The sequence below is a fragment of the Actinokineospora baliensis genome, assembly GCF_016907695.1.
Taxonomy (GTDB): Bacteria; Actinomycetota; Actinomycetes; order Mycobacteriales; family Pseudonocardiaceae; genus Actinokineospora; species Actinokineospora baliensis.
Map to the genome: position 1 here is coordinate 105,134 of NZ_JAFBCK010000001.1, position 23,418 is coordinate 128,551.

Below are 23,418 nucleotides of genomic sequence, written 5' to 3' on the forward strand. Positions count from 1 at the left end.
GCTGGGCTCCACGGATCACGTGCCGGGGTTGTCGAAGGCCGACTGGATGAGGGCGTCGACGTCCATCAGGTCAATATCGTTCGCACTGTCCGATTCGACATCTTCGTCCACAGTGGACGAGTCCGCGGCGCGCAGCAGTTCGAGGACCCCGGCGGCGCGGAGTCGCTCAATGGGCAGTTCGGCCAGTGCACGGCGGATCTCGGCTTCATCGGGATCGGTCGCCAGTTCTTCGGCCAGGTGCGCGGCGAGGGCGACCGGGGTCGGGTGGTCGAAGACCAGCGCGGTCGGGAGGTCGAGTCCGGTGCTTTCGGCGAGGCCCGCGCGCAGGCGTACCGCGGCGAGCGAGTCGAAACCGAGGTCGGCGAAGGAGGCTCGGGCCGGGACGGCGGCGGTGCCGGTGTGGCCGAGCACTTCGGCGGCGGTGCGGCGCACGAGGTCGAGCAGGGTGCGGTCGCGTTCGGCGGGTGTGGCGGTGGCCAGGCGTGCCGCGAAGTCGGTTCGGCCCGTTTCGGTTGCGGTGAACTGGAAAGCGGCGAGCAGAGGGCTGGGACGGGCGGCCGTGAAGGTGGGCAGGAACCGGTCCCAGTCGACGTCGGCGATGACGACGTGTGTCTCGTCCGCGGCGAGTGCGGCGCCGAGGGCGGCGACGGCCCGCGCGGGCGCCATCGGATTCAGGCCGCGTTCCCGCAGGTACGACTCGGCTTCGCCTGCGGCCAGGCCACCATCGGCCCACGGTCCCCAGGACACCGCGGTGGCTTTGCGGCCCTGGAGGCGGCGGCGGGCCGCGAGCGCGTCGAGGGCGGCGTTGGCGGCGGCGTACGCGGCCTGACCACCGCTACCCCACACGCCCGCGATGGACGAGAACAGCACGAGGTGCGCGTCGGGCAGGAGCTCGTCGAGGTGCCGGGCGCCGTCGACCTTGGCGCGCTGGGTGGCGGCGAGCTCGTCGAGTTCGGTGATCGCGGTGGTGCCCGCGACCCCGGCCGCGTGCACAACGACGGTCGGGCGGTACTCGGCGACCAGGGCGGCGAGCGCGTCCCGGTCTGCGGCGTCGCAGGCCACGACGTCGACCCGCACGCCGAGTTGGGCGACCAGCGCCGCAACCCCGGGGGCATCGGGGCCGCGGCGGCTGGTCAGCACCAGGTGGGTGGCGCCGAGGCGGACCAGCCAGCGGGCGACGTGCCCGCCGAGCGCGCCGGTGCCGCCGGTGATGAGGACCGGACCGTCCGGGGTCCAGCGGGTGCCGGGCGACTCCGGTGCGCGGACCAGCCTGCGGGCGAGGACCCGGCCGTCGCGCAGGACGAGTTGGTCCTCGCCGCCCGCCAGGGGAAGCGCGGTGGGGTCGCCGTCGACGTCGATCAGGCCGCCCCAGCGCCGCTCCAGCGCGGCGACCCGACCCAGGCCCCAGACCCGCGCCTGGTCTGGGTCGGTCTGGACACCCCGGGTGACGGCCCAGACGGGGGCGAGGGGGTTGGCCTTGAGCACCCGCAGGACGTTCTCCGCGCTGTCGGGCAGGACGAGGACGCCGTCGGCCGGGGTGGTGGCGAGGTCGTCGACGGTGGTCTCGGTGACGTCGGCGGTCTTGCGGAGGGCTTCGACGATCCCGGGTTCGCCGCTGCCGACGACCAGCCAGTGCCCGGTGGCCGGTTCGGGTGTGACCTCGGCCCAGTCGACCCGGTACCGCCAGCTGTCCACCGCGGTGGGTTCACCGGTGAGCCAGAAGTGGGTGCGGTCGAACGGGTAGGTCGGCAGGGCGGCGCGGGGTCCGTCGCCGAGGACGGCGGTCCAGTCGACCGCGACCCCGCGCACGTGCGCGGCGGCCAGGGCGGTGATCGCCGAGGTCGGTTCGTCGTGACCGGATCGCAGCAGCGGCGTGCCGGTACCCACCATCGCCGACAGCACCCCGTCCGGCCCGAGCTCCAGGAAGGTCGCGTCGGCTAGCCCCCGTACGGCGTCGGCGAACCGCACGGTCTCCCGGACCTGCCGCACCCAGTACTCAGCCGTCGCCGGGTCCCCGGTTGAGCTGGTCACCATTCGGATTGTCGGCGTGGTGAACGACAGCCCCGCGATCGCCCGCCGGAACTCGTCGAGCATGGGGTCCATCAGGCGGCTGTGGAACGCGTGCGACACCGTCAGCCGCTTGAACCGCCGGTTTTGTTCAACAATCCTACATTCGAACTGTTCAACAATTCTACAATCTCCAGATGCCACAATCGAACGATCCGAGTTCACCGCAGCCAAGTCCAAGCCCTCGGGGAGCTCGATCTCGGACTCGGCGGCCTCGATCGCCAGCATGGCGCCACCGGCGGGAAGGGCCTGCATCAATCGAGCCCGCGCGGAGACCAGGGTGCAGGCGTCGTCCAGGGACAGGATCCCGGCAACGTGGGCAGCGGCGACCTCCCCGATGGAGTGACCGACCACGACGTCGGGGTTGACGCCCCAAGACTCCAACAGGCGGAACAGGGCGACCTGCAGTGCGAACAGAGCCGGTTGGGCATTGCCGGTCTCGTCGATCGCGGAGTCGTCGAAGGAGAGCCGGGCGCGGATCTCGTCGAATGCCTCGGCGAACGCGGGGAACACCCGGAGCGCTTGCCCCATGCCCGCACGCTGCGAACCCTGACCGGTGAACAGGTAGACCAACCGCCCAGGGCCCGCGATGCCGGTGGCCACCGGGGCCGATCGCGGGTCGAGCAGAACCGCGCGGTGCGGTAAGTCGGCGCGGGTGGCAACCAGGGCCCTCGCCACGTCGATCTGTGGTTCGTCAACGGTTCGGATCGCCGCGATCTGGGCTTCCAGTGCCGCTGGGCTGCCCGCCGACACGACCAGCGGCACCACCGGCGGCGTCGGAGTGACCGGTCGTGGCGGCATGACCTGGGCGGGCGCTTCCTCGATGATCGTGTGCACGTTCGTGCCGCTGACGCCGAACGAGGAGATGCCCGCCCGCCGGGGTCGATCGCCGCGGGGCCACGGCCGGGACCCGGTCACCAGCTCGACCGCACCCGATGCCCAGTCGATGTGCTCCGAGGCCTTCTCGACGTGCAGCGTCGAGGGCAGCGTCTCGTGCCGCAGCGCCTGCACCAGCTTGATGATCCCCGCGACACCTGCGGCGGCCTGGGTGTGCCCGATGTTGGACTTGAGCGACCCCAACCACAACGGCCGATCGCGCTCCTGCCCGTAGGTGGCCAGTAGCGCCTGAGCCTCGATCGGGTCGCCCAGGACGGTTCCGGTGCCGTGCGCCTCCACAGCGTCCACATCAGACGGTTCCAGCCCGGCGGCGGCCAGAGCGGATCGGATGACCCGCTGCTGCGAAGGCCCGTTCGGCGCCGTCAGACCGTTCGACGCACCATCGGAGTTGACCGCCGATCCCCGCACGACGGCCAGGACCTCATGCCCCCGCTCGAGCGCGTCGGAGAGCCGTTCGACCAGCAGCACACCGACACCTTCGGACCAGCCGGTCCCGTCGGCGTCGGCTGAGAACGACTTGCACCGACCGTCGGCGGCCAGCCCGCCCTGCCGGGAGAACTCGGTGAACATCCCCGGTGTCGCCATCACCGCGACACCCCCGACGAGCGCCATCGAGCACTCACCCGACCGCAGCGACCGCGCCGCCCAGTGCAGTGCCACCAACGAAGACGAGCACGCGGTGTCCACAGTGACCGCTGGACCTTCAAGGCCGAAGAAGTAGGCCAACCGGCCGGAGGCGACACTGGTAGCGACCCCGGTCATCTGGTGACCCTCGACCTCACTCGCCCGCACCGCCGCCCCGTACAACGAAGCCGCAGCACCCACGAAGACACCCGCGTCTGTACCACGCAAAGACAACGGGTCGATCCCGGCGCGTTCGAAGACTTCCCAAGAAGCTTCGAGCAGGAGTCGTTGTTGGGGGTCCATGGCCAGTGCTTCGCGCGGCGAGATGCCGAACAGGGCGGCGTCGAACCGGCCCGCGCCCTCGACGAACCCGCCCCGGTTGGTGTCGCTGGTACCGGTCACCGGGTGCAGCAGTTCGTCGAGATCCCACCCGCGGTCGGCGGGGAACGGTCCGATCGCGTCCCCGCCCTCAGCGACCAGGCGCCACAGGTCGTCCGGGGACTCGATGCCACCGGGGAAGCGACAGCTCATGGCGACGATCGCGATCGGTTCGTCGACCGGCGCCCGCACCTCCGCCCGCTTGACAACGGTGGCGGCGTCCACGTGCGCGGCGAGTGCGGCTGGGGTCGGGTGGTCGAAGATGAGCGTCGCGGGCAACCGCTGACCGGTCGCGGACGTGAGCCGGTTGCGCAGTTCGACCGCGGTCAACGAGTCGAAACCGAGCTCGGAGAACGACTTCCCCGGGTCCACGGTGTCCACAGTGGCGTGCCCGAGCACAGCGGCAACCTCGGCCCGCACCAACTCCAGCGAGGTCTGAGCCCGGGTGACCCTCCTGGGTTTGGCCGGAGCGAGACCCCGGAGCAGAGCGGGCGCGTCGTCGCCTACCCGGCTGACGTCGAGAGCGGCGGCGACGGCATGCGCCTTGCCCGCCTGGATCGCCGCATCAAACAGCGCCAGTCCATCCACATCGGACAGTGGGGCGCCAAGCCTCGACGCCCTCGCACGCGCGACGTCGTCCAAGTGCGCACTCAGGTCCCCGACCCGCTCCCAGAGGCCCCACGCGATGGACACCGTCGGAAGTCCGCGCGCGGCCCGGTGGTGCGCCACAGCGTCGAGAACCGCGTTCGCCGCCGCGTAGTTCCCCTGGCCCGGCGTGCCGAGCGTCGCGGCGACCGAGGAGTACAACACCAGCAGCCAGTCCCCCGGCAGTTCAGCGAGGTGCAACGCGGCATCCGCCTTGGCAGCGACCGATCGCAGCCGGTTCTCGTCCAACGACTCGACGAGACCGTCATCCGTGGTCCCCGCCGCGTGGATGACGGCCGCGAGATCGGGGATGCTCGCGATCAGGTCCGCGAGCGCGGTCCGGTCGGAGACGTCGCAGGTCACGTGCCGCACGCGGTCGCCGAGGTCGGGCCCGGTTCCACGCCTGCTCGCCAGCACAAGCCGTTCGACCCCGTACTCGGCGATCAAGTGACGGGCCAGGAGCGTGCCGAGTGCGCCAGATCCACCGGTGACGAGAACAGTCCCTTGTGGATTGATCGCCGGTGGCGGCGTCAGGACGTTCTTGCCGATGTGGCTGCCCTGAGCGACGAACCGGAGCGCGGCGGTCGCCTCACGCATGCCCCAAGCGCGGATCGGCGGCAACGTGAGGACGCCCGCAGCGAACAGGTCCAAGACCTCGGCCAGCATCTCGCCGAGGCGGTCCGGTCCGGCTTCCCAGAGGTCGAACGCGCGGTAGCCGGGGATACCGGAGCGCAGGTCGGCCTTGCCCATCTCGATGAACCGGCCACCTCCGCCGAGCAACCCGGCTGACGCGTCGATGAACTTGCCCGCCAACGCGTTGAGGACGACGTCGACCGCGGGGAACTTGTCGGCGAACCCGAGATCACGCGAGGAGGCGAGGTGGCTGTCGTCGAGCCCGGTCGCGGCCCACTTGGCCGGGCTCGCGGTGCCGAAGACCTCGGCGCCGAGGTGCTGCGCGATCTGCACGGCCGCGCCACCCACTCCGCCGGCGGCGGCATGGACCAGGACGCGTTCGCCTGCCGAGAGCCCGGCGAGGTCGACGAGCGCGTAGTAGGCGGTCAAGTACGCCATCGGAACGGCAGCGGCGTCGGCGAACGACCAGCCGTCCGGAATGGCCGCGAGCAGGCGCCGGTCGACGACCGCACTGGTCCCGAACCCGCCGCTGAGCAGACCGAACACCCGGTCGCCGACGCGCAGGTCGGTCACACCGGCGCCGACCTCGGTGATCACGCCCGCACCCTCGGACCCCAACTCGGCGGCCTCGGGGTAGGTGCCGAGCGTGATCAGGACGTCGCGGAAGTTCACGCCGGTCGCCCGGAGGTCAACGCGGACCTCGCCGGGAGCCAGGTCGGTGCGCGGGACCTCGATGGCGCGCAAGTCAGCGAGGGTGGTGCCACCAGGCACGAGTCGCCACGACCCCTCCGGTGTCGTGATGCCCGGGCGACTGCGGACCAATCGCGGCAGGTAGGCCTGTTCAGCCCGAACGGCGAGCTGGGGTTCGCCGGGGATGACGGCCGGGGAGCCGTCGACGAGCGCGAACCGGCCTGGGTGTTCGGACTGCGCTGTGCGGACCAGACCCCAGATCGCGGCCTGGGCGGGGTCAACGATCCGATCACCCGCGGCCGCGACGACGGCGCCTTCCGTGACGACCGTGAGGGTTCCGGCGTCCTTGGTGAGCCAGTCCTGGATCGCGGTGAGCGCCTCTGCGGCGGTGGCGGGCCTGCTGACGTGGTCGGCCTGCGCGGTGGGGTGCTCGGTCGGCGTCCAGTCGACCTCGAACAGGGCGCCCGCGCGCGGGGTGGTGGTGGGCCGCAGGGTTAGCGACGTGATGGTGATGACCGGTGTGCCATCAGGGGTTTCGGCGTGGAGGCGGACGGTGTCGGGGCCGGTTGGGGTGATCCGCACGACGAGCCGGGATGCCTTGGTGGCGTGCAGGGTGACGCCGCCGAAGACGTACGGGACCCTGGCCGCACCACCGGGTTCCGCCGCGGCGATCGCTTGCAGGGCCGCGTCGAGGAGCGCGGGGTGCAGGCCGAAACTGGCGGAATCGGTGATCGCGGCCTCGGCGTGGACCTCGTGGCGCAGGAACCAGGTCGAAGGCGCCGGGTGTTCGGTGACGCGGACCGAGGCGAGGCCCCGGAAGGTCGGGCCGTAGTCGAGTCCGGCTTCGGCGAGCGCCGGGTAGTGGTCGGTGAGATCGAGTTCGTCGGCGTCGACCGGGGTGATGGGTTCCGGCTCTGGGGTCGCCTCCGCTGTGAGGGCGGCGGAGGCGTTGTGGGTCCACGGGCCGTCATCGAGTCGCGAGTGGACGGTGACCGTGCTGTCGTCGAGGGTGAGCTGGAGCTCGGCGGGGGCGTCGATGACGAGCGGCGCGTGGAGGGCCAGCTCGTCGATCGCCTGACCGGTGCGCGACGCGGCGTGCAGGACCAGGTCGAGCAGGGCGGTACCGGGGACGACGACCTTGCCGTGGACCTTGTGGTCGGCGAGCCAGGGGTGGGTGGTCGGGGAGATGACGCCGGTCAGGAGGGTGTGGCCGCCGGTCGCGGAGGTGACGGTCGCGGCGAGCAGCGGGTGCCCGGTGGGGCGTAGACCTGCGGGTTTGGCAGCGGTGACCTGCTGCCAGTAGCGCTCACCCTGGAAGGGGTAGGTAGGCAGGTCGGTGAGCCTGCCGCGCCACGGGGCGAGGACCGCTGCCCAGTCGGGGTTGGCTCCGCTGGTGAACGCGTGCGCCACCGCGGCCAAGGTCGACTCGACGTCGTCGCGGTCGCGCCGGAGCAGGGGGATACCGGCATCGACGAGCGCGGACAGCACCCCGTCCGGCCCCAACTCCAGGTACGCGACCCCTTCGACCGACGCGGCGGCCGCTGCGAACCTGACCGTCTCCCTGACCTGCCGCACCCAGTACTCGGCCGTGGCCGGGTCACCAGTTGAACTGTTCAACAAGAGGATTGTCGGATTGTTGAACGATAGGCCCGCGATGGCTCGGCGGAACTCGTCCAGCATGGGGTCCATCAGACGGCTGTGGAACGCGTGAGAGACCGTCAACCGCTTGAAGCGCCTGTTTTGTTCAACAATTCTACGTTCGAACTGTTCAACAATTCTACAATCCCCGGATACTACAATTGAACGATCCGAGTTGACGGCCGCGAGATCGAGGCCATCGGGGAGTTCGATCTCGTCTTCGGCGGCTTCGACGGCGAGCATGGCACCGCCTGCGGGAAGCGCTTGCATGAGCCGGGCACGGGCCGCAACAAGGGTGCAGGCGTCGTCCAAGGAGAGGATCCCGGTGACGTGCGCGGCGGCCACCTCGCCGATGGAGTGGCCGATGAGCAGCTCGGGGTGGACGCCCCAGGACTCCAGCAGGCGGAACTGGGCCACCTGCAGTGCGAACAGCGCGACCTGGGCGTTACCAGTCTGATCGATGGCGTCGTCGTCGAACGGGAGACGTGCGTGTAGGTCGTCGAGCACGGAGGCGAACACCGGGAAGACCCGCAGGCCCTCCCCCATGTCTACGCGCTGCGAACCCTGACCGGTGAAGAGGTAGCCGAGTCGGGTCGGACGCGGCTCGGGCGCGGCCAAGACGCGTCCATTGAGGACAACAGCGCGGTGCGGCAACACCGCCCGGGTAGCCAGGGTGTGCGCGATGTCAGCAGGCTTGGCGTCGAACCGCTCCAGGAGATCCAGCTGAGCGGCCAGGGCTCGGGCGCTGTTCGCGGACACCGGCAGCGGCGGTTCCGGCAACACCTCGACGGTCGGCGTGGAAGGCACAGCGGAGATGTGGGCGTCACCAAGGATGACATGTGCGTTGGTGCCGCTGATGCCAAACGCGGAGACACCGGCACGGCGCGGCCTGCTCCCAGCGGGCCAGGGCCGGGCCGCGGAGAGCAGTTCAACGGCGCCGGTTGACCAGTCGACGTGCGTGGTCGGCGTACCCGCGTGCAGCGAAACGGGGAGGGTCTCGTGGCGCAGCGCCAAGACCGCCTTGATGACGCCCGCGGCGCCCGCCGCCGCCTGGGTGTGACCGATGTTCGACTTCACCGAACCCAGCCACAGGGGTTCGGCGCGGTCCCGGCCGTAGGTCGCGAGCAGCGCTTCCGCCTCGATGGGGTCGCCGAGGGTGGTGCCGGTGCCGTGCGCCTCCACAACGTCCACATCAGACGGAACCAGACCCGCTGAAGCGAGGGCGGCGCGGATGACGCGTTGCTGAGAGGGGCCGTTCGGCGCGGTCAGGCCGTTGGACGCGCCGTCGGAGTTCACCGCGGAACCCTCGATCACGGCGAGCACCGGGTGGCCGTTGCGCTGGGCATCGGAGAGCCGCTCGACGAGCAGGACACCGATGCCCTCACCCCAGGCGGTTCCGTCGGCGTTGTCGGAGAACGGTTTGCACCGACCGTCGGCCGCGAGCCCGCGTTGCCTGCTGAACTCGACGAACGCCCCCGGTGTCGCCATGACCGTCACACCCGCGGCGACCGCGAGTGCGCACTCACCCTGCCTCAGCGCCTGCGCGGCCAAGTGCAGAGCCACCAACGCCGATGAACACGCCGTGTCAACGGTCAGCGCGGGCCCTTCCAGCCCGAACGCGTACGAGACCCGACCCGACATCACACTCGCCGCGCCGCCGGTGGCCACATGCCCCTCAGGCACGTCGACGGCCAGGGTGAGCCTGGTGTAGTCCTGCCCGTTGGTCCCCGCGAAAACACCGGTCCTGCTGCCGCGCAGCGACTTCGGGTCGATGCCTGCGCGCTCGAAGACCTCCCAGGTCGTCTCCAGCAGGAGGCGCTGCTGGGGGTCCATCGCGATCGCCTCGCGGGGGGAGATCCCGAAGAGGTCGGCGTCGAACCGGGCGGGGTCGACCAGGAAAGCACCCCGGTCCACATAGGACGTACCCGGGTGGTCCGGGTCGGGGTTCACCAGCGAGGCCAGGTCCCAGCCCCGGTCAGCGGGGAACGGGCCGGATACCTCGCGCTCGTCGACCAGGACTTTCCACAGGTCGTCGGGGGTGTCGATGCCGCCGGGGAACCGACATGCCATGGCGACGATCGCGATCGGGTCGTCGACAGGCGCGACCGGCGTCTGATCCTCCACTGTGGAGTCACCGGCCAGGTGCTCGGCGAGCGCGGCCGGGGTCGGGTAGTCGAAGACGAGCCCGGCGGGCAGTGCCGTGCCCGTGGCTTCGGCGAGGCGATCGCGCAGCTCGACCGAGGTCAACGAGTCGAAGCCCAGGTCGGCGAAGGCGCGGTCAGCGGTGATGGCGTCGATCGACTCGTGCCCCAGGACCGCCGCCGCCTCGGCGCGGACCAGCAGGACCAGGTCCTTGCGGGGGCCGCTCGGCTTGGTCGACGGGGCGACGACCGGCGTCAGGTCGGCCAGCAGTGGGCTGCGGCGGGTGGCGGTGAAGGTCGCGGTGAAGCGCGGCCAGTCGACATCGGCGATGGTGACGGCGGTCGTGGGGTGGTCGAGCGCCTGGGCGAGCGCGAGCACGGCGTGGTCGGGGCTCATGGGGCGCAGGCCGCGGCGGCGGAGGTAATCCTCGGCTCCCCCGTCGCCGAGCATGCCGTCACCCGCCCACGGGCCCCACGCGATGGAGGTCACGGGGAGCCCGAGCGCGCGGCGGTGTTCGGCGAGGCCGTCGAGCGCGGCGTTCGCGGCCGAGTAACCCGCTTGACCGCCCGCGCCCCAGGTCCCGGCGATGGAGGAGAACAGGACGAGGTGCGCGTCCGGGGCGAGCTCGTGCAGGGTGACCGCACCGGTGACCTTCGCGTGGGCGATCTCCGCGAGCTGCCGCGGGGTGGTGTCGGCCAGCGGGACGGCGTCGACGACCCCGGCGGTGTGGATGATCGCGTCGACCGGGTGCTCGGCTAGCAGGGCGGCCAGCGCGGCGCGGTCGGTGACATCGCAGGCCACGACCTCGGCGGGGAGCTCGTCGGCACCAGGCGCGTCCGGCCCCCTGCGGCTGGCGAGGACGATCTTGGCGACGCCGCGCTCCGCGAGCCAGCGGGTGACGTGGCCGCCGAGCGCGCCGGTGCCGCCGGTGACCAGCACCGACTTGGGGCGCCACGGTTGCGCGTCGCCCAGCGGGGCGGGTCGCAGCCTGCGGGCGAAGGCACCATCGGGTCGGATCGCAACCTGGTCCTCATCGCCCGCCAAGACCGCGTGGAACCGGGCGGCGGACTCGTCGTCCAGGACGGCGGGCAGGTCGACGATGCCTCGCCAGTGCGGCAACTCCAGGGCGGCGACTCGGCCAAGACCCCAGGTCGCGGCGCCCTCGACGGTGGCGAGGGCATCCCTGGTGATCACCCAGACCGGCAGGCTGTGGCCCGCGGTGGGCAGGACGTCGTCCGGAGTCGCGGCGAGGCAGAGGATTCCTGTTGCCGCGGCGAGGTCCTCGGTCGTGGGGACGGCCGCGGAGATGTCGGCTGGAACGGGGCCGTCGGTCAGGACGTACCAGGTGGCAGCCGAGGTGGTCGTGGGTTCGGGGAGCTTGATCCACTCGGCCGCGTAGCGCCAGTTCTCGACCGCGGGGCGGCGTTCGGAGCCGAGCCAGAACCGCTTGCGCTGGAACGGGTACACCGGCAGGGCGATCCGGGTGCCGCCCCACGGTCCGATCATCGCCTGCCAGTCGACGGGGGTGCCGTGCGCGTGCAGGGTCGCCACTGCGCGGACCACGGCCTCCGGCTCCGACTGCCCGGACCGGAGCGCGGTGGCGAACACCCCGTCCCCGGTCTCGCGGACCAGGGCCGTCAGCACACCCTCGGGACCCAACTCGAGGAACTTGGTCGCGCCCCGCTCCCGCGCCTCCCGGACCGCGTCAGCGAACCGGACCGTCTCGCGGACCTGCCGCACCCAGTACTCGGCCGTCGCCGGATCACCGGTTGAACTGTTCACCAAGGGGATTGTCGGATTGTTGAACGATAGACCCGCGATGGCCTGCCGGAACTCGTCGAGCATGGGGTCCATCAGGCGGCTGTGGAACGCGTGCGACACGGTCAGCCGCTTGAACCGGCGATTTTGTTCAACAATCCTACGTTCGAACTGTTCAACAATCCCACAATCCCCGGATACCACAATCGAACGATCCGAGTTCACCGCCGCGAGGTCCAGGCCGTCCGGAAGATCGAGTTCGGCTTCGGCAGCCTCGATGGCCAGCATGGCGCCACCCGTCGGGAGAGCCTGCATCAGCCGAGCCCGCGCGGAGACCAGGGTGCACGCGTCGTCCAGGGACAGGATCCCGGCGACGTGGGCGGCCGCGACCTCGCCGATGGAGTGACCGACCACGACGTCCGGCCGGATACCCCAGGACTCGACCAGGCGGAACAGGGCGACTTCGAGGGCGAACAGGGCGACCTGGGCGTTGCCGGTCTGGTCGATGGCGCCGTCGTCGAACGGGACGCGGGTGACGACCTCGTCGAACGCCGAGCCGAACACAGGGAACATCCGCAGGTCACGGCCCATGCCTGCACGCTGCGAACCCTGACCGGTGAACAGGAACGCGAGCCTGCCGGGCGTGGTGATCCCGGTGACCAGACCAGCAGCGGTCCCACCTTCGCTCAACGCGGCGAGCGCGGCACGGTCGAGCGCGACCGCCCGGTGGTCAAGCGTCGCCCGCGTGGTGGCGAGCGAATGCGCGAGGTCAACGGGGTCGGCGTCGACGCGCAGCAGGTCAGTGGCACGGGACCGCAGCGCCACCTCCCCGCGTGCCGAAAGCAGCAGTGGCACCACCGGCGCTTCCCGGCGGGACGAGTCCACAGCGGGGCGAACGGGTGCCTGTTCGAGGACCGTGTGGGCGTTGGTGCCACTGATCCCGAACGACGACACGGCGGCGCGGCGCGGGCGGTCGCGGTCGGGCCACGGGAGGGTGTCGGTCAGCAGCCGAACGTCGCCAGCGCTCCAGTCCACATGCGACGACGGTTCGTCGACGTGCAGGGTCTTCGGGAGAACCCCGTTCCGCAGCGCCTGGACTGCCTTGATCACCCCGACGAGACCGGAGGCAGCCTGGGTGTGGCCGATGTTGGACTTCAGCGATCCCAGCCACAGCGGCTCGACCCGGTCCTGGCCGTAGGTGGCCAGCAACGCCTGAGCCTCGATCGGATCCCCCAACCGGGTTCCGGTTCCATGCCCCTCGACCAAGTCCACATCGGACGTCGTGAGTCCGGCATCGGCGAGCGCGTCCCGGATGACCCGCTGCTGCGCTGGGCCGTTGGGTGCGGTGAGACCGTTCGAGGCACCGTCGGAGTTCACCGCACTGCCGCTGACCACCGCCAGGACATCGTGCCCACGGGCGATGGCGTCCGATAACCGTTCCACGACAACGACCGCGACGCCCTCAGACCAGCCGGTCCCATCCGCGGCGTCGGCGAAGGCCTTGCACCGACCGTCGGCGGCTAGGCCGCCCTGCTTGGCGAACTCGATGAAGCCCGCCGGGCTGGGCATGACCGTCACGCCACCGACGATCGCGAACTCGCACTCCCCGTGCCGCAGCGCCCGAGCGGCCAGGTGCAGCGCGACCAAGCCGCTGGAACACGCGGTGTCCACCGTCAGCGCGGGCCCTTGCAAGCCGAGCAGGTACGACACGCGCCCGGAGATGACGCTGGTCGCGGTACCGGTGATCAGGTGACCAGTACCTTCCGCGGTGTCCTGGCCGAACCCGTACCCGGATCCAGACGCGCCGACGAACACGCCGCCCCGGCTACCGCGCACCGTGCCCGCGTCGATCCCGGCCCGTTCCACCGCTTCCCAGCTGGCTTCGAGCAGCACCCGCTGCTGCGGGTCCATCGCGGTCGCTTCGCGCGGCGAGATGCCGAACAGTTCCGCGTCGAACCCGGTCGCGTCGTGGACAAACCCGCCGACGAGCGGGTAGTCAGCGCCTGCGAGGTCCCAGCCGCGGTCAACGGGGAACCCTCCGATGCCATCCCGGCCCTCGACGACCATGTCCCACAGCTCATCCGGCGAGGTGACCCCACCGGGGAGTCGGCACGCCATGCCGACGATCACGATCGGGTCGTCATCGGACTTGCGTTCCACAGTGGATGATTCGACCGCACGGGGGATCAGCCGCGACAGCAGGTGTTCAGCCAGATCAGCAGCTGTGGGGTGGTCGTAGGCCAAGGTCGACGGCAGGGGGAAACCGACCGCGGTCGACAGGCGGTTCCGCAGGTCCACAGCCGTGAGCGAGTCGAAGCCCAGTTCCGCGAACGTCACCGACGGGTCTACGGCGTCGCGATAGCCGAGAACTGTTCCCACAGCGCTTGTGACCAGATCCAGTGCCGCCCGCTCGCGGTCCATAGTGGACAACGCGCGCAGGTGTGCGGCGAAGCCGTTCTCCTCGGGTGTCTCGGGCACGAGGGCGAAGGCACTGAGCAGCGGGCTGGGCCGCGCGGCGGTGAAGGTGTCGAGGAAACGGGGCCAGTCGAGGTCCGCAACTGTCTGCGTGGGCAGGCCGCTGGCGATGGCCGCGTCGAGGGCGGCCAGCGCTTGGGCAGGACGCAGGGGGCGCAGGCCACGGCTGATCAGGTAGTCGGAAGCGGCACCAGCGGCCATGCCGGCATCGGCCCAGGGCCCCCAAGCGATCGAGGTGGTCGGGAGGCCAAGGCCAGCACGGTGTTCCGCGAGTGCGTCGAGTTCCGCGTTCGCGGCGGCGTAGGCGGCTTGTCCACCGCTACCCCAAACCCCCGCGATGGAGGAGAACAGCACAAGGTGCGCGTCAGGTACCAGCTCGTGCAACAACCAGGCGGCATCGGCCTTGGGCCGCAACACCTCCGCGAGCCGCTCGGAGGTCAACTCGCCGAAGGGAGCGTCCTCGCCGATACCCGCCGCATGGACGACGGCCGTCACGGGGTGCACGGCGAGCAAGGCCGCCAATGACTCGCGATCAGCGACGTCGCAGGCCACGACCTCGGCGGGCAGGTCGACGGCTCCGGGCGCACCTGGCCCCTGGCGGCTGGCCACGACCACGCGGACCCCCCGGGCGGCCAGATGGCGGACGACCTGAGCGCCGAGCGCACCAGTTCCACCGGTGACCAGGACAGTCCCTTCTGGACGCCACGGGACAGGTGGTACGGGATCGGCTTTGGTCAGCCGCCGGGCAAAAGCGCCGTCTGAGCGAATGGACACCTGGTCCTCGGGACCGCCGAGCACACCCACGAGCCGCCGGATGGCCTGGCCATCCGGGGTGTCGGGCAACTCGACGAGCCCACCCCACGTCGTTGGTGACTCCAGCGCGGCGACCCGGCCGAGTCCCCAGACCTGTGCGGTGGTCCGGGTCGCGCCGCGCGTGATCACCCAGCGCGGGACCGCGGTGTCGTGGACGAGGTCAACCGGGTCGGTCGGCTCGATGAGCACGCCGGTCGCCGCGCCGGGGTCGAGGGTGGTGGTCAGCCCAGCTTCTTCCAGGGCCGCACGGAGGTGGTCCGGGACGAGCCAGGTACCGCTGACCGGCCGGGGTGCGATGGGGGTCCAGGTGACGCGGTAGGCGTCGATGACCTGGGTGGTCGGCGTGTGGTCAAGCCAGAACCGCTCGCGTTGGAACGGGTACGCGGGCAGCCGGACGCGGCGCGCACCGGGGGTGAGGGAGGTCAGGTCGAGAGTGGCACCCCGGGCGTGGGCGGCGGTGACGGCCGCGATCACGGAGCCGACCTCGTCGCGGCCCGGTCGCAGGGTGGGGATCCCGTGGTCCACGAGCGCCGACAGGATGCCGTCGGGGCCGAGCTCCAGATGGGTCTGGGCACCCGCTGACCGGACCGCCGCCGCGAACCGCACGGTCTCCCGGACCTGCCGAACCCAGTACCCAGCCGTCGCCGGGTCACCAGTCGAACTGTTCAACAAGGGGATTGTCGGATTGTTGAACGACAGTCCCGTGATCGCTCGGCGGAACTCGTCAAGCATGGGGTCCATGAGCCGGCTGTGGAACGCGTGCGACACGATCAGCCGCTTGAACCGCCTGCCTTGTTCAACAATCCTACATTCGAACTGTTCAACAATCCCACAATCCCCAGATACTACAATCGAACGATCCGAGTTCACCGCCGCCAGGTCGAGGCCATCGGGGAGGTCGATCTCGCCTTCGGCGGCCTCGATCGCCAGCATGGCGCCGCCGCTCGGCAGGGCCTGCATGAGGCGAGCCCTCGCGGAGACCAGGGTGCACGCGTCGTCCAGAGACAAGATCCCGGCGACATGGGCTGCGGCCACCTCGCCGATGGAGTGACCCACGAGCACGTCAGGGTGGACGCCCCAGGACTCCAGCAGGCGGAACAGGGCCACCTGCAGCGCGAACAGAGCCGGTTGGGCATTGCCGGTTTCGTCGATCGCGCTGTCGTCGAAGGGGAGGCGGTCGCGGATCTCGTCGAAGGCCGAGGCGAACACCGGGAAAGCGGCGTGGAGCCCGCTGCCCATCCCCGCGCGCTGAGAGCCCTGCCCGGTGAACAGGAACGCCACCTCACCGCCCGCAACCTGTGGGGACGCCGCAGCCAGACCGTCGAGGACCTCTCCGGGGGTGGCGGCGGTGAAGGCGATCCGATGGGTCTGCCTGGCTCGAACGGCGAGTTCGCGAGCCAGGTCGACGGGGCGCAGGTCAGCCGCGCGCCGTTGGAGTTGGTCGACCCGGGCAGCAAGCGCTTGCGGGGAGTGCGCGGTCACGACGACCGGCACCGGGTACGCCGGTTCGCCGCTCACAAGCTCCGCGGTAGCGGGGGCTTCCTCGATGATCGTGTGCACGTTGGTGCCGCTGACACCGAACGAGGAGACGCCCGCCCGCCGGGGCCGGGCACCGCGGGCCCACGGCCGGGACTCGGTCAGCAACTCCACCGCGCCCGAGGACCAGTCGATGTGGTCGGAGGCGTTCTCGGCGTGCAGGGTGCGGGGCAGCACCTCGTGCCGCAACGCCTGGACCACCTTGATGATCCCCGCGACACCTGCGGCGGCCTGCGCGTGGCCGATGTTCGACTTCAGCGATCCCAGCCACAACGGCTCGTCGCGATCTTGCCCGTAGGTCGCCAATAGCGCCTGCGCCTCGATGGGGTCGCCGAGGACCGTGCCCGTTCCGTGGGCCTCGACGGCATCCACATCGGACGGAACCAGGCCCGCATCGGTCAGCGCCGACTGGATCACCCGTTGCTGGGAGGGCCCGTTCGGCGCCGTCAGGCCGTTCGACGCGCCATCGGAGTTCACCGCGGAGCCGCGCACAACGGCCAAGACCCGGTGGCCGCGAGCAACGGCGTCCGAGAGGCGCTCCACCAGCAGCACACCAACACCCTCGGACCACCCGGTCCCGTCGGCGTTGGCGGAGAAAGACTTGCAGCGGCCATCGGCGGAGAGTCCGCGCTGACGGGAGAACTCGGTGAAGATCCCCGGCCCGACCATGACCGTGACACCACCGGCGATGGCCATCGAGCACTCGCCCGACCGCAGCGCCCGCGTGGCCAGGTGCAGGGCAACCAGCGACGAGGAACACGCGGTGTCCACAGTGACCGCTGGGCCTTCAAGACCGTAGAAGTAGGCCAACCGCCCTGAAGCGACGCTGGTCGCGCTACCGGTCAAGAAGTGGCCTTCGACGCCCTCCGGGAGCGCCACACCTACGCCGTAGCCGGAATGCGCCACACCGACGAAGACGCCGGTTCGGGAACCACGCGCCGAGGCCGGGTCGATCCCGGCGTCCTCGAACGCCTCCCAAGTCGCCTCCAGCAGCAGCCGCTGCTGCGGGTCCATCGCGGTCGCTTCCCGAGGCGACACGCCGAACAGGCGCGCGTCGAACCCGGCGACGTCGTCGAGGAAACCACCCGCACGGGCGTAGGTCGTGCCGACAACGTCCGGATCCGGGTTGTAGAGCGAGCCCAGGTCCCAACCGCGGTCGGTCGGGAACGGCCCGATGCCCTCTCGGCCCTCGAAGACGAGCTCCCACAGGTCGTCCGGCGAGTCCACACCGCCGGGGAACCGGCACGCCATGCCGACGATCGCGATCGGCTCGTCCGTCGACTGTGGAGCGACCACGGCCGCCTCGCGGACATCCTGCCGCTCGGGTAGCAGGGAAACCAGGTGGTCGACCAGCGCGTCGGGCGTGGGGTAGTCGAAGATCGCGGTCGCCGGGAGGCGCAGACCGGTCGCCGTGGTGAGGCGGTTGCGGAACTCGACGGCGGTGAGGGAGTCGAAGCCCATTTCCTTGAACGGGCGCCCGGTCTCAGCTGAGGTGTGCCCCAGCACGGCCGTGATCTCAGCTCGAACCGCGGCCAGCAGCGCGCGCCCCGCTTCGGCAGGCCCAAGCGTCCGCAAGTGATCGAGCGAACCGGTGCGGGCCACGCGACGCGAGGTGCGGACGAGGCCGCGCAGCAACGCGGGCACCGGGGTGAGCTTGCGCGCGGTCGCCGGGTCGTAGGCGATGGTGACCAGGTGCGCACGGCCGTCGCGGTGGGCGGCGTCGAACAGGGCGAGACCCGCGGCTTCGGTCAGCGCGGGTCCGACGCGGGTTGCGCGGGCGAGGTCGACGGAGTCGAGGGATCCGCTGATCGCGCTGGTCGTCGCCCAAAGACCCCACGACAGCGATGTCGCGGCGAGCCCCCGTGACTTGCGGCGGACCGCGATCGCGTCCAGCACGGCGTTGGCGGCGGCGTAGTTGGCTTGACCGGGCGAGCCGAACACCGACGACACCGACGAATAGAGGGCGAACAGCGGGATGTCGCCGACGAGGTCGTCAAGCAGCACCGCGCCGGTGGCTTTCGGCGCCAAGACCGAAGCGATCCGCTCGGGGGTCAGGGCTTCGAGGACGCCGTCGTCAGCCACGCCTGCCGCGTGGACAACGCCTGTCAGATCGGGGATGTCGGCGAGCAGCGCGGTGACCGCGTCCAGGTCGGCCATGTCGCAGGCAACCACCCGAACCCCGGGCAGGTGCGGCTCACCAGCGCCGCTGCGGTTGGTGAACACGAACTTGCGCACCCCGTACTGGTCGGCGAGGTGGCGCGCGATGATCCGACCGAGCACACCCGTGCCGCCGGTGACCAGAACAGTCCCTTGTGGATCGACAGGTCGCGGGATGGTGAGCACGTTCTTGCCGATGTGCTTGCCCTGGCCGACGAACCGGAACGCCGCCTGGGCCTCCCGCACGTCCCACGCCCGCCACGGCAACAGGGTGAACACGCCCTGCGCGAAGAGGTCCAGCACTTCGAGCAGCATCTCGCGCAGCCGGTCGGGCCCTGCTTCGCTCAGGTCGAACGCGCGGTAGCCGGGGATGCCGGTGCGCAGATCGGCCTTGCCCATCTCGATGAACCGGCCACCTTCGCCGAGCAACCCGGCCGACGCATCGATGAACTCACCCGCCAACGCGTTGAGCACAACGTCGACCTCGGGGAATTTGTCGGCGAACCCAAGGTCGCGCGACGAGGCGAGGTGCGCGTCGTCGAGTCCGGTGACGGGCCACTTGGCAGGGCTCGCGGTGCCGTAGATCTCGGCGCCGAGGTGCCGGGCGACCTGCACCGCAGCCATACCAACGCCGCCCGCGGCGGCGTGCACGAGCACTCGTTCACCCACCTGCAGCCCAGCCAGGTCGACGAGTCCGAAGTAGGCGGTGAGGAACGCCATCGGCACGGTCGCGGCCTCGGCGAACGACCAGTCGTCCGGCATCGGGGCGAGCATCCGGTGGTCGACCACGACCGACGGGCCGAACCCGCCCGCGAGGAGTCCGAATACCCGATCCCCCAGCCGCAGGTCGACATCCGGGCCGACCTCGACGACCACGCCCGCGCCCTCGGATCCCAGGAGTGCGTGTTCGGGGTATTGCCCCAGAGCGATGAGGACGTCACGGAAGTTCACACCGGTCGCCCGGATCTCCACCCGGACCTCACCCGGGCCAGGCGTGCCCGCGTCGAGCGGGTTCAGCGCCAACGCGTCGAGCGCGTCACCGCCTGGTTGGAGGCGCCAGGCCGGGGAATCGGGCAGGGACAGGGTGCCGGTCGCGCGGGCCAACCGAGGCGCGAACACCTCATCGCCGCGCAGGACCAGTTGCGGCTCGTCGAGGTCTAGCAGGCTCGCGACGACGCCGTCACCAGGCTCGTGATCGCCGTCCAGCAGCAGGAACCGACCCGGGTGCTCGGCTTGCGCCGAACGGACCAGACCGCCCGCTGCCGCACCGGCGACATCGACGATCTCGTCCCCGGGCAAGGCGGCAACCGCACCCCGGGTGAACAAGACCAGGGTCGATTCGGCGAACCGGTCATCGGCGAGCCAGGCCCGCATCGCGGCCAGCACGGTGACCACAGTGGACTCGATGTCGCCGGACGGCACCCGCCACAGCACCGCGTCGGCTGGCGCCCACTCGGCGGGTTCGCCGCACAACACGGACTTGGTGGATCCCTGGGTTGCGATCCTGGCCCAGTCGAGGGCGAACAGGTCGTCCTCGCGGCGGATAGGGGGGCGAAGTGTGAGGGTGTTGACCGTGATGACCGGAGTCCCCGCGAGGTCGGTCGCGGTCAGCGAGTAGGTGTTGGTGCCGGTCGTCTTGATAGCGACGCGAAGGCCGGTCGCACCTGTGGCATGGCGGGTGACGCCGGACCAGGCGAAGGGAAGGCCCGCGCGGGCCGGGTCGACGCCGGTCGGGTGCAGGGCCGCGTCGAGCAGCGCCGGGTGCACACCGAAGCGGGTGGCCTCCCGGTGCGCGGACTCGGGGAGCTGGACTTCGCCGTAGAGGGTGTCGTCCGTGCGCCAGGCAGCGCGCAGGCCCTGGAAGAGCGGACCGTAGCCGAATCCGTTGTCTGCGGCTGTGGCGTAGAACGCGTCGAGGTCAACGGGCTCAGCCTTGGGCGGCCATGCGAGTGGGACTGTGGTGGCGGCACCGCCGAGTCGACCCTGGGCGTGCAGTGTCCAGTCCAGACCGTCCACACTGGAGTGGATGTCGAGGGATCTGGTGCCGTCCTCGGCCGCGGGAGCAACGCTGACCTGGATGCGGATGGCACCGGTCAGGGGCAGCGGCGCGGAGATGGTCAGGTCGTCGAGGACCGGGGAGCCGACCTGGTCACCGGCGTGCATGGCCAGCTCGACGAACGCCGTGCCGGGGACCAGCACCTCGCCGCCGATGCGGTGTTCGGTCAGCCAGGGGTGGGTGCTCGGGGAGAGCCGCCCGGTGAAGAGGTGGCCGCCGTCGGGCTGGGGTGCGGCGGCGGCGAGGAGCGGGTGGTCGGCGGCGCCGAGTCCCGCCGCGGTGACGTCGGTTCGAGCGGACGGACGTGGCCAGTAGCGGCGGCGTTCAAACGGGTAGGTGGGCAGGTCGGTCCGGGCACCGCCGGGCAGGAGCTCGGGCCAGTTGACGCGGGTACCGAGCGTGTGGACGCGCCCGAGGGCGCGGACCAGCGTCTCGTGGTCGTCGCGGCCCGACCGCAGGACGGGTGCGCTGCCGTCGCCGACCAGGGCGCTGAGCACACCGTCGGGGCCGAGCTCGAGGAAGCGGTTGGCACCCCGCTCGCGAAGCTCCCTCGCAGCAGCGGCGAAACGGACCGTCTCGCGGACCTGTCGCACCCAGTACTCGGCCGTGGCCGGATCACCAGTTGAACTGTTCAACAAGGGGATTGTCGGATTGTTGAACGATAGACCCGTGATCGCCTGGCGGAACTCGTCGAGCATGGGGTCCATCAGGCGACTGTGGAACGCGTGCGACACCGTCAACCGCTTGAAGCGCCTGTTTTGTTCAACAATCCTACGTTCGAACTGTTCAACAATTCTACAATCCCCGGATACCACAATCGAACGATCCGAGTTCACCGCAGCCAGGTCCAGGCCATCGAGGAGCTCGATCTCGCCTTCAGCGGCCTCGACGGCGAGCATGGCGCCGCTGGCGGGCAGGGCCTGCATCAACCGGGCGCGGGCCGAGACCAGCGTGCAGGCGTCGTCCAGCGAGAGGATGCCCGCGGCGTGGGCGGCGGCCACCTCGCCGATGGAGTGGCCGACGAGCAGGTCCGGGCGGAGGCCGAGGGACTCCAGCAGGCGCAGGAGCGACACCTGGAGGGCGAACAGGGCGGGCTGGGCGTTGCCGGTCTGGTCCAGGTCAGCCGCGTCGAACGACAGACGGGCGGCGATCTCGTCGTGGGTCGAGGCGAACACGGGGAAGACGCGCAGACCTTCCCCCATGCCCAGCCGCTGCGAACCCTGGCCGGTGAACAGGAAGGCCAACTTGCCCGGGGTGTCGACGCCGAAGTCCGCCGCGGCCGGGGTGCCGCCGTCGGCGATCTCGGCGAGTGCGGCGTCGGCGGCCGAGGCGTCGCGGGCAGTCACCACGGCCCGGTGCTGGAACGCGGCACGGGTTGTGGCCAGCGAGTACGCGGTGTCCAGCAGGCTCCCCGCACCGACCCGCAGCCCGGCGGCCTGCGCGCGCAGCGCCTCCTGGGTCCGCCCCGACAGCAGCAGCGGCACGACGGCCGGATCGGCGGCGCTGACCGGCGCGTCGACCTCGGGAGCCTGCTCCAGGATCGTGTGGGCGTTGGTCCCGCTGACGCCGAACGAGGACACCGCGGCCCGGCGCGGTCGATCCACCTCCGGCCAGGGCTGGTTCCCGGAGAGCAGCGAAATGGTGCCTGCAGCCCAGTTGACGTGCGGTGATGGCGTTTCGGCGTGCAGGGTGGCGGGCAGGACTCCGTGGCGCAGCGCCATGACGGCCTTGATGATCCCGGCGACCCCGGCTGCGGCCTGGGTGTGGCCGATGTTCGACTTGACCGACCCCAACCACAGTGGTCGCGCGCGGTCGCGCCCGTAGGTCGCCAGCAGTGCCTCGGCCTCGATGGGGTCGCCGAGCCGGGTCCCGGTTCCGTGCGCCTCCACCATGTCCACATCGGACGGGGTGAGCCCCGCAGACTCCAACGCGGCCCGGATGACCCGCTGCTGCGACGGTCCGTTGGGCGCCGTCAAACCGTTGGACGCGCCATCCTGGTTGACCGCGCTGCCGCGCACGACGGCCAGCACCCGGTGGCCCGCCGCTCGTGCGGCGGACAACCGCATGACCACCAGGACACCGACACCCTCACCCCACCCGGTGCCGTCCGCGCCAGCGCCGAACGCCTTGCACCGACCGTCGGGCGCTAAGGCCTTCTGGCGGCTGAACTCCACGAACGCCGCGGGCGTCGACATCACCGTGACGCCACCGACCAACGCCATCCGGCACTCGCCCGCACGCAGCGCCTGCATCGCCAGGTGCAGCGCCACCAACGAAGACGAGCACGCTGTGTCCACAGTGACCGCCGGACCTTCGAGCCCGAGCGTGTAGGCGATACGTCCGGAAAGGACACTCGCTGCGCTACCGGTCGCCAGATACCCCTCGGCGGCTTCGGGATCGGCGGCGATGACACCGGCGTAGTCCTGGCCGTTCGTACCCGCGAACACGCCGACCGAGTCGCCGCGCAGTGAAGTGGGGTCGATCCCAGCGCGCTCCAAGGCCTCCCAACACGCCTGCAACAACAAGCGCTGCTGCGGGTCCATCGCGGTCGCCTCGCGCGGCGAGACCTCGAACAGGCCCGCGTCGAATTCTGCTGCGCCGTCGAGGAAACCGCCGGTCGCGCCGTAGCTGGAATCGGGCGAGTCCTGGTCCGCCAAGGCTTCGAGGTCCCAGCCGCGGTCGGTAGGGAACGGACCGATCGCGTCCCGGCCCTCGGTGACCAGGCGCCACAGGTCCTCGGGTGTGCCGACGCCGCCGGGGAAGCGGCAGCTCATCGCCACGATCGCCACCGGCTCGGTCGCCTTGGCCTCGACCTCGCGCAGCTTCCGGTGCGCCGCCCGCAGTTCGCCCGTGACGAACTTCAGGTTCTCCAGCAGCTTCTTCTCATCAGCCATGGTCAGCGACTCCCA

1 protein-coding gene is annotated in these 23,418 nt (G+C 70.8%); it reads right to left on the reverse strand.

Translation table 11 applies throughout. From position 1 onward, the window contains the following. Window positions 1-15 precede the first annotated feature (15 nt). Entirely contained in the window at window positions 16-23,403 is a 23,388-nt protein-coding gene (locus JOD54_RS33845; RefSeq protein WP_239573229.1) for a type I polyketide synthase, read from the reverse strand. Window positions 23,404-23,418 lie beyond the last annotated feature (15 nt).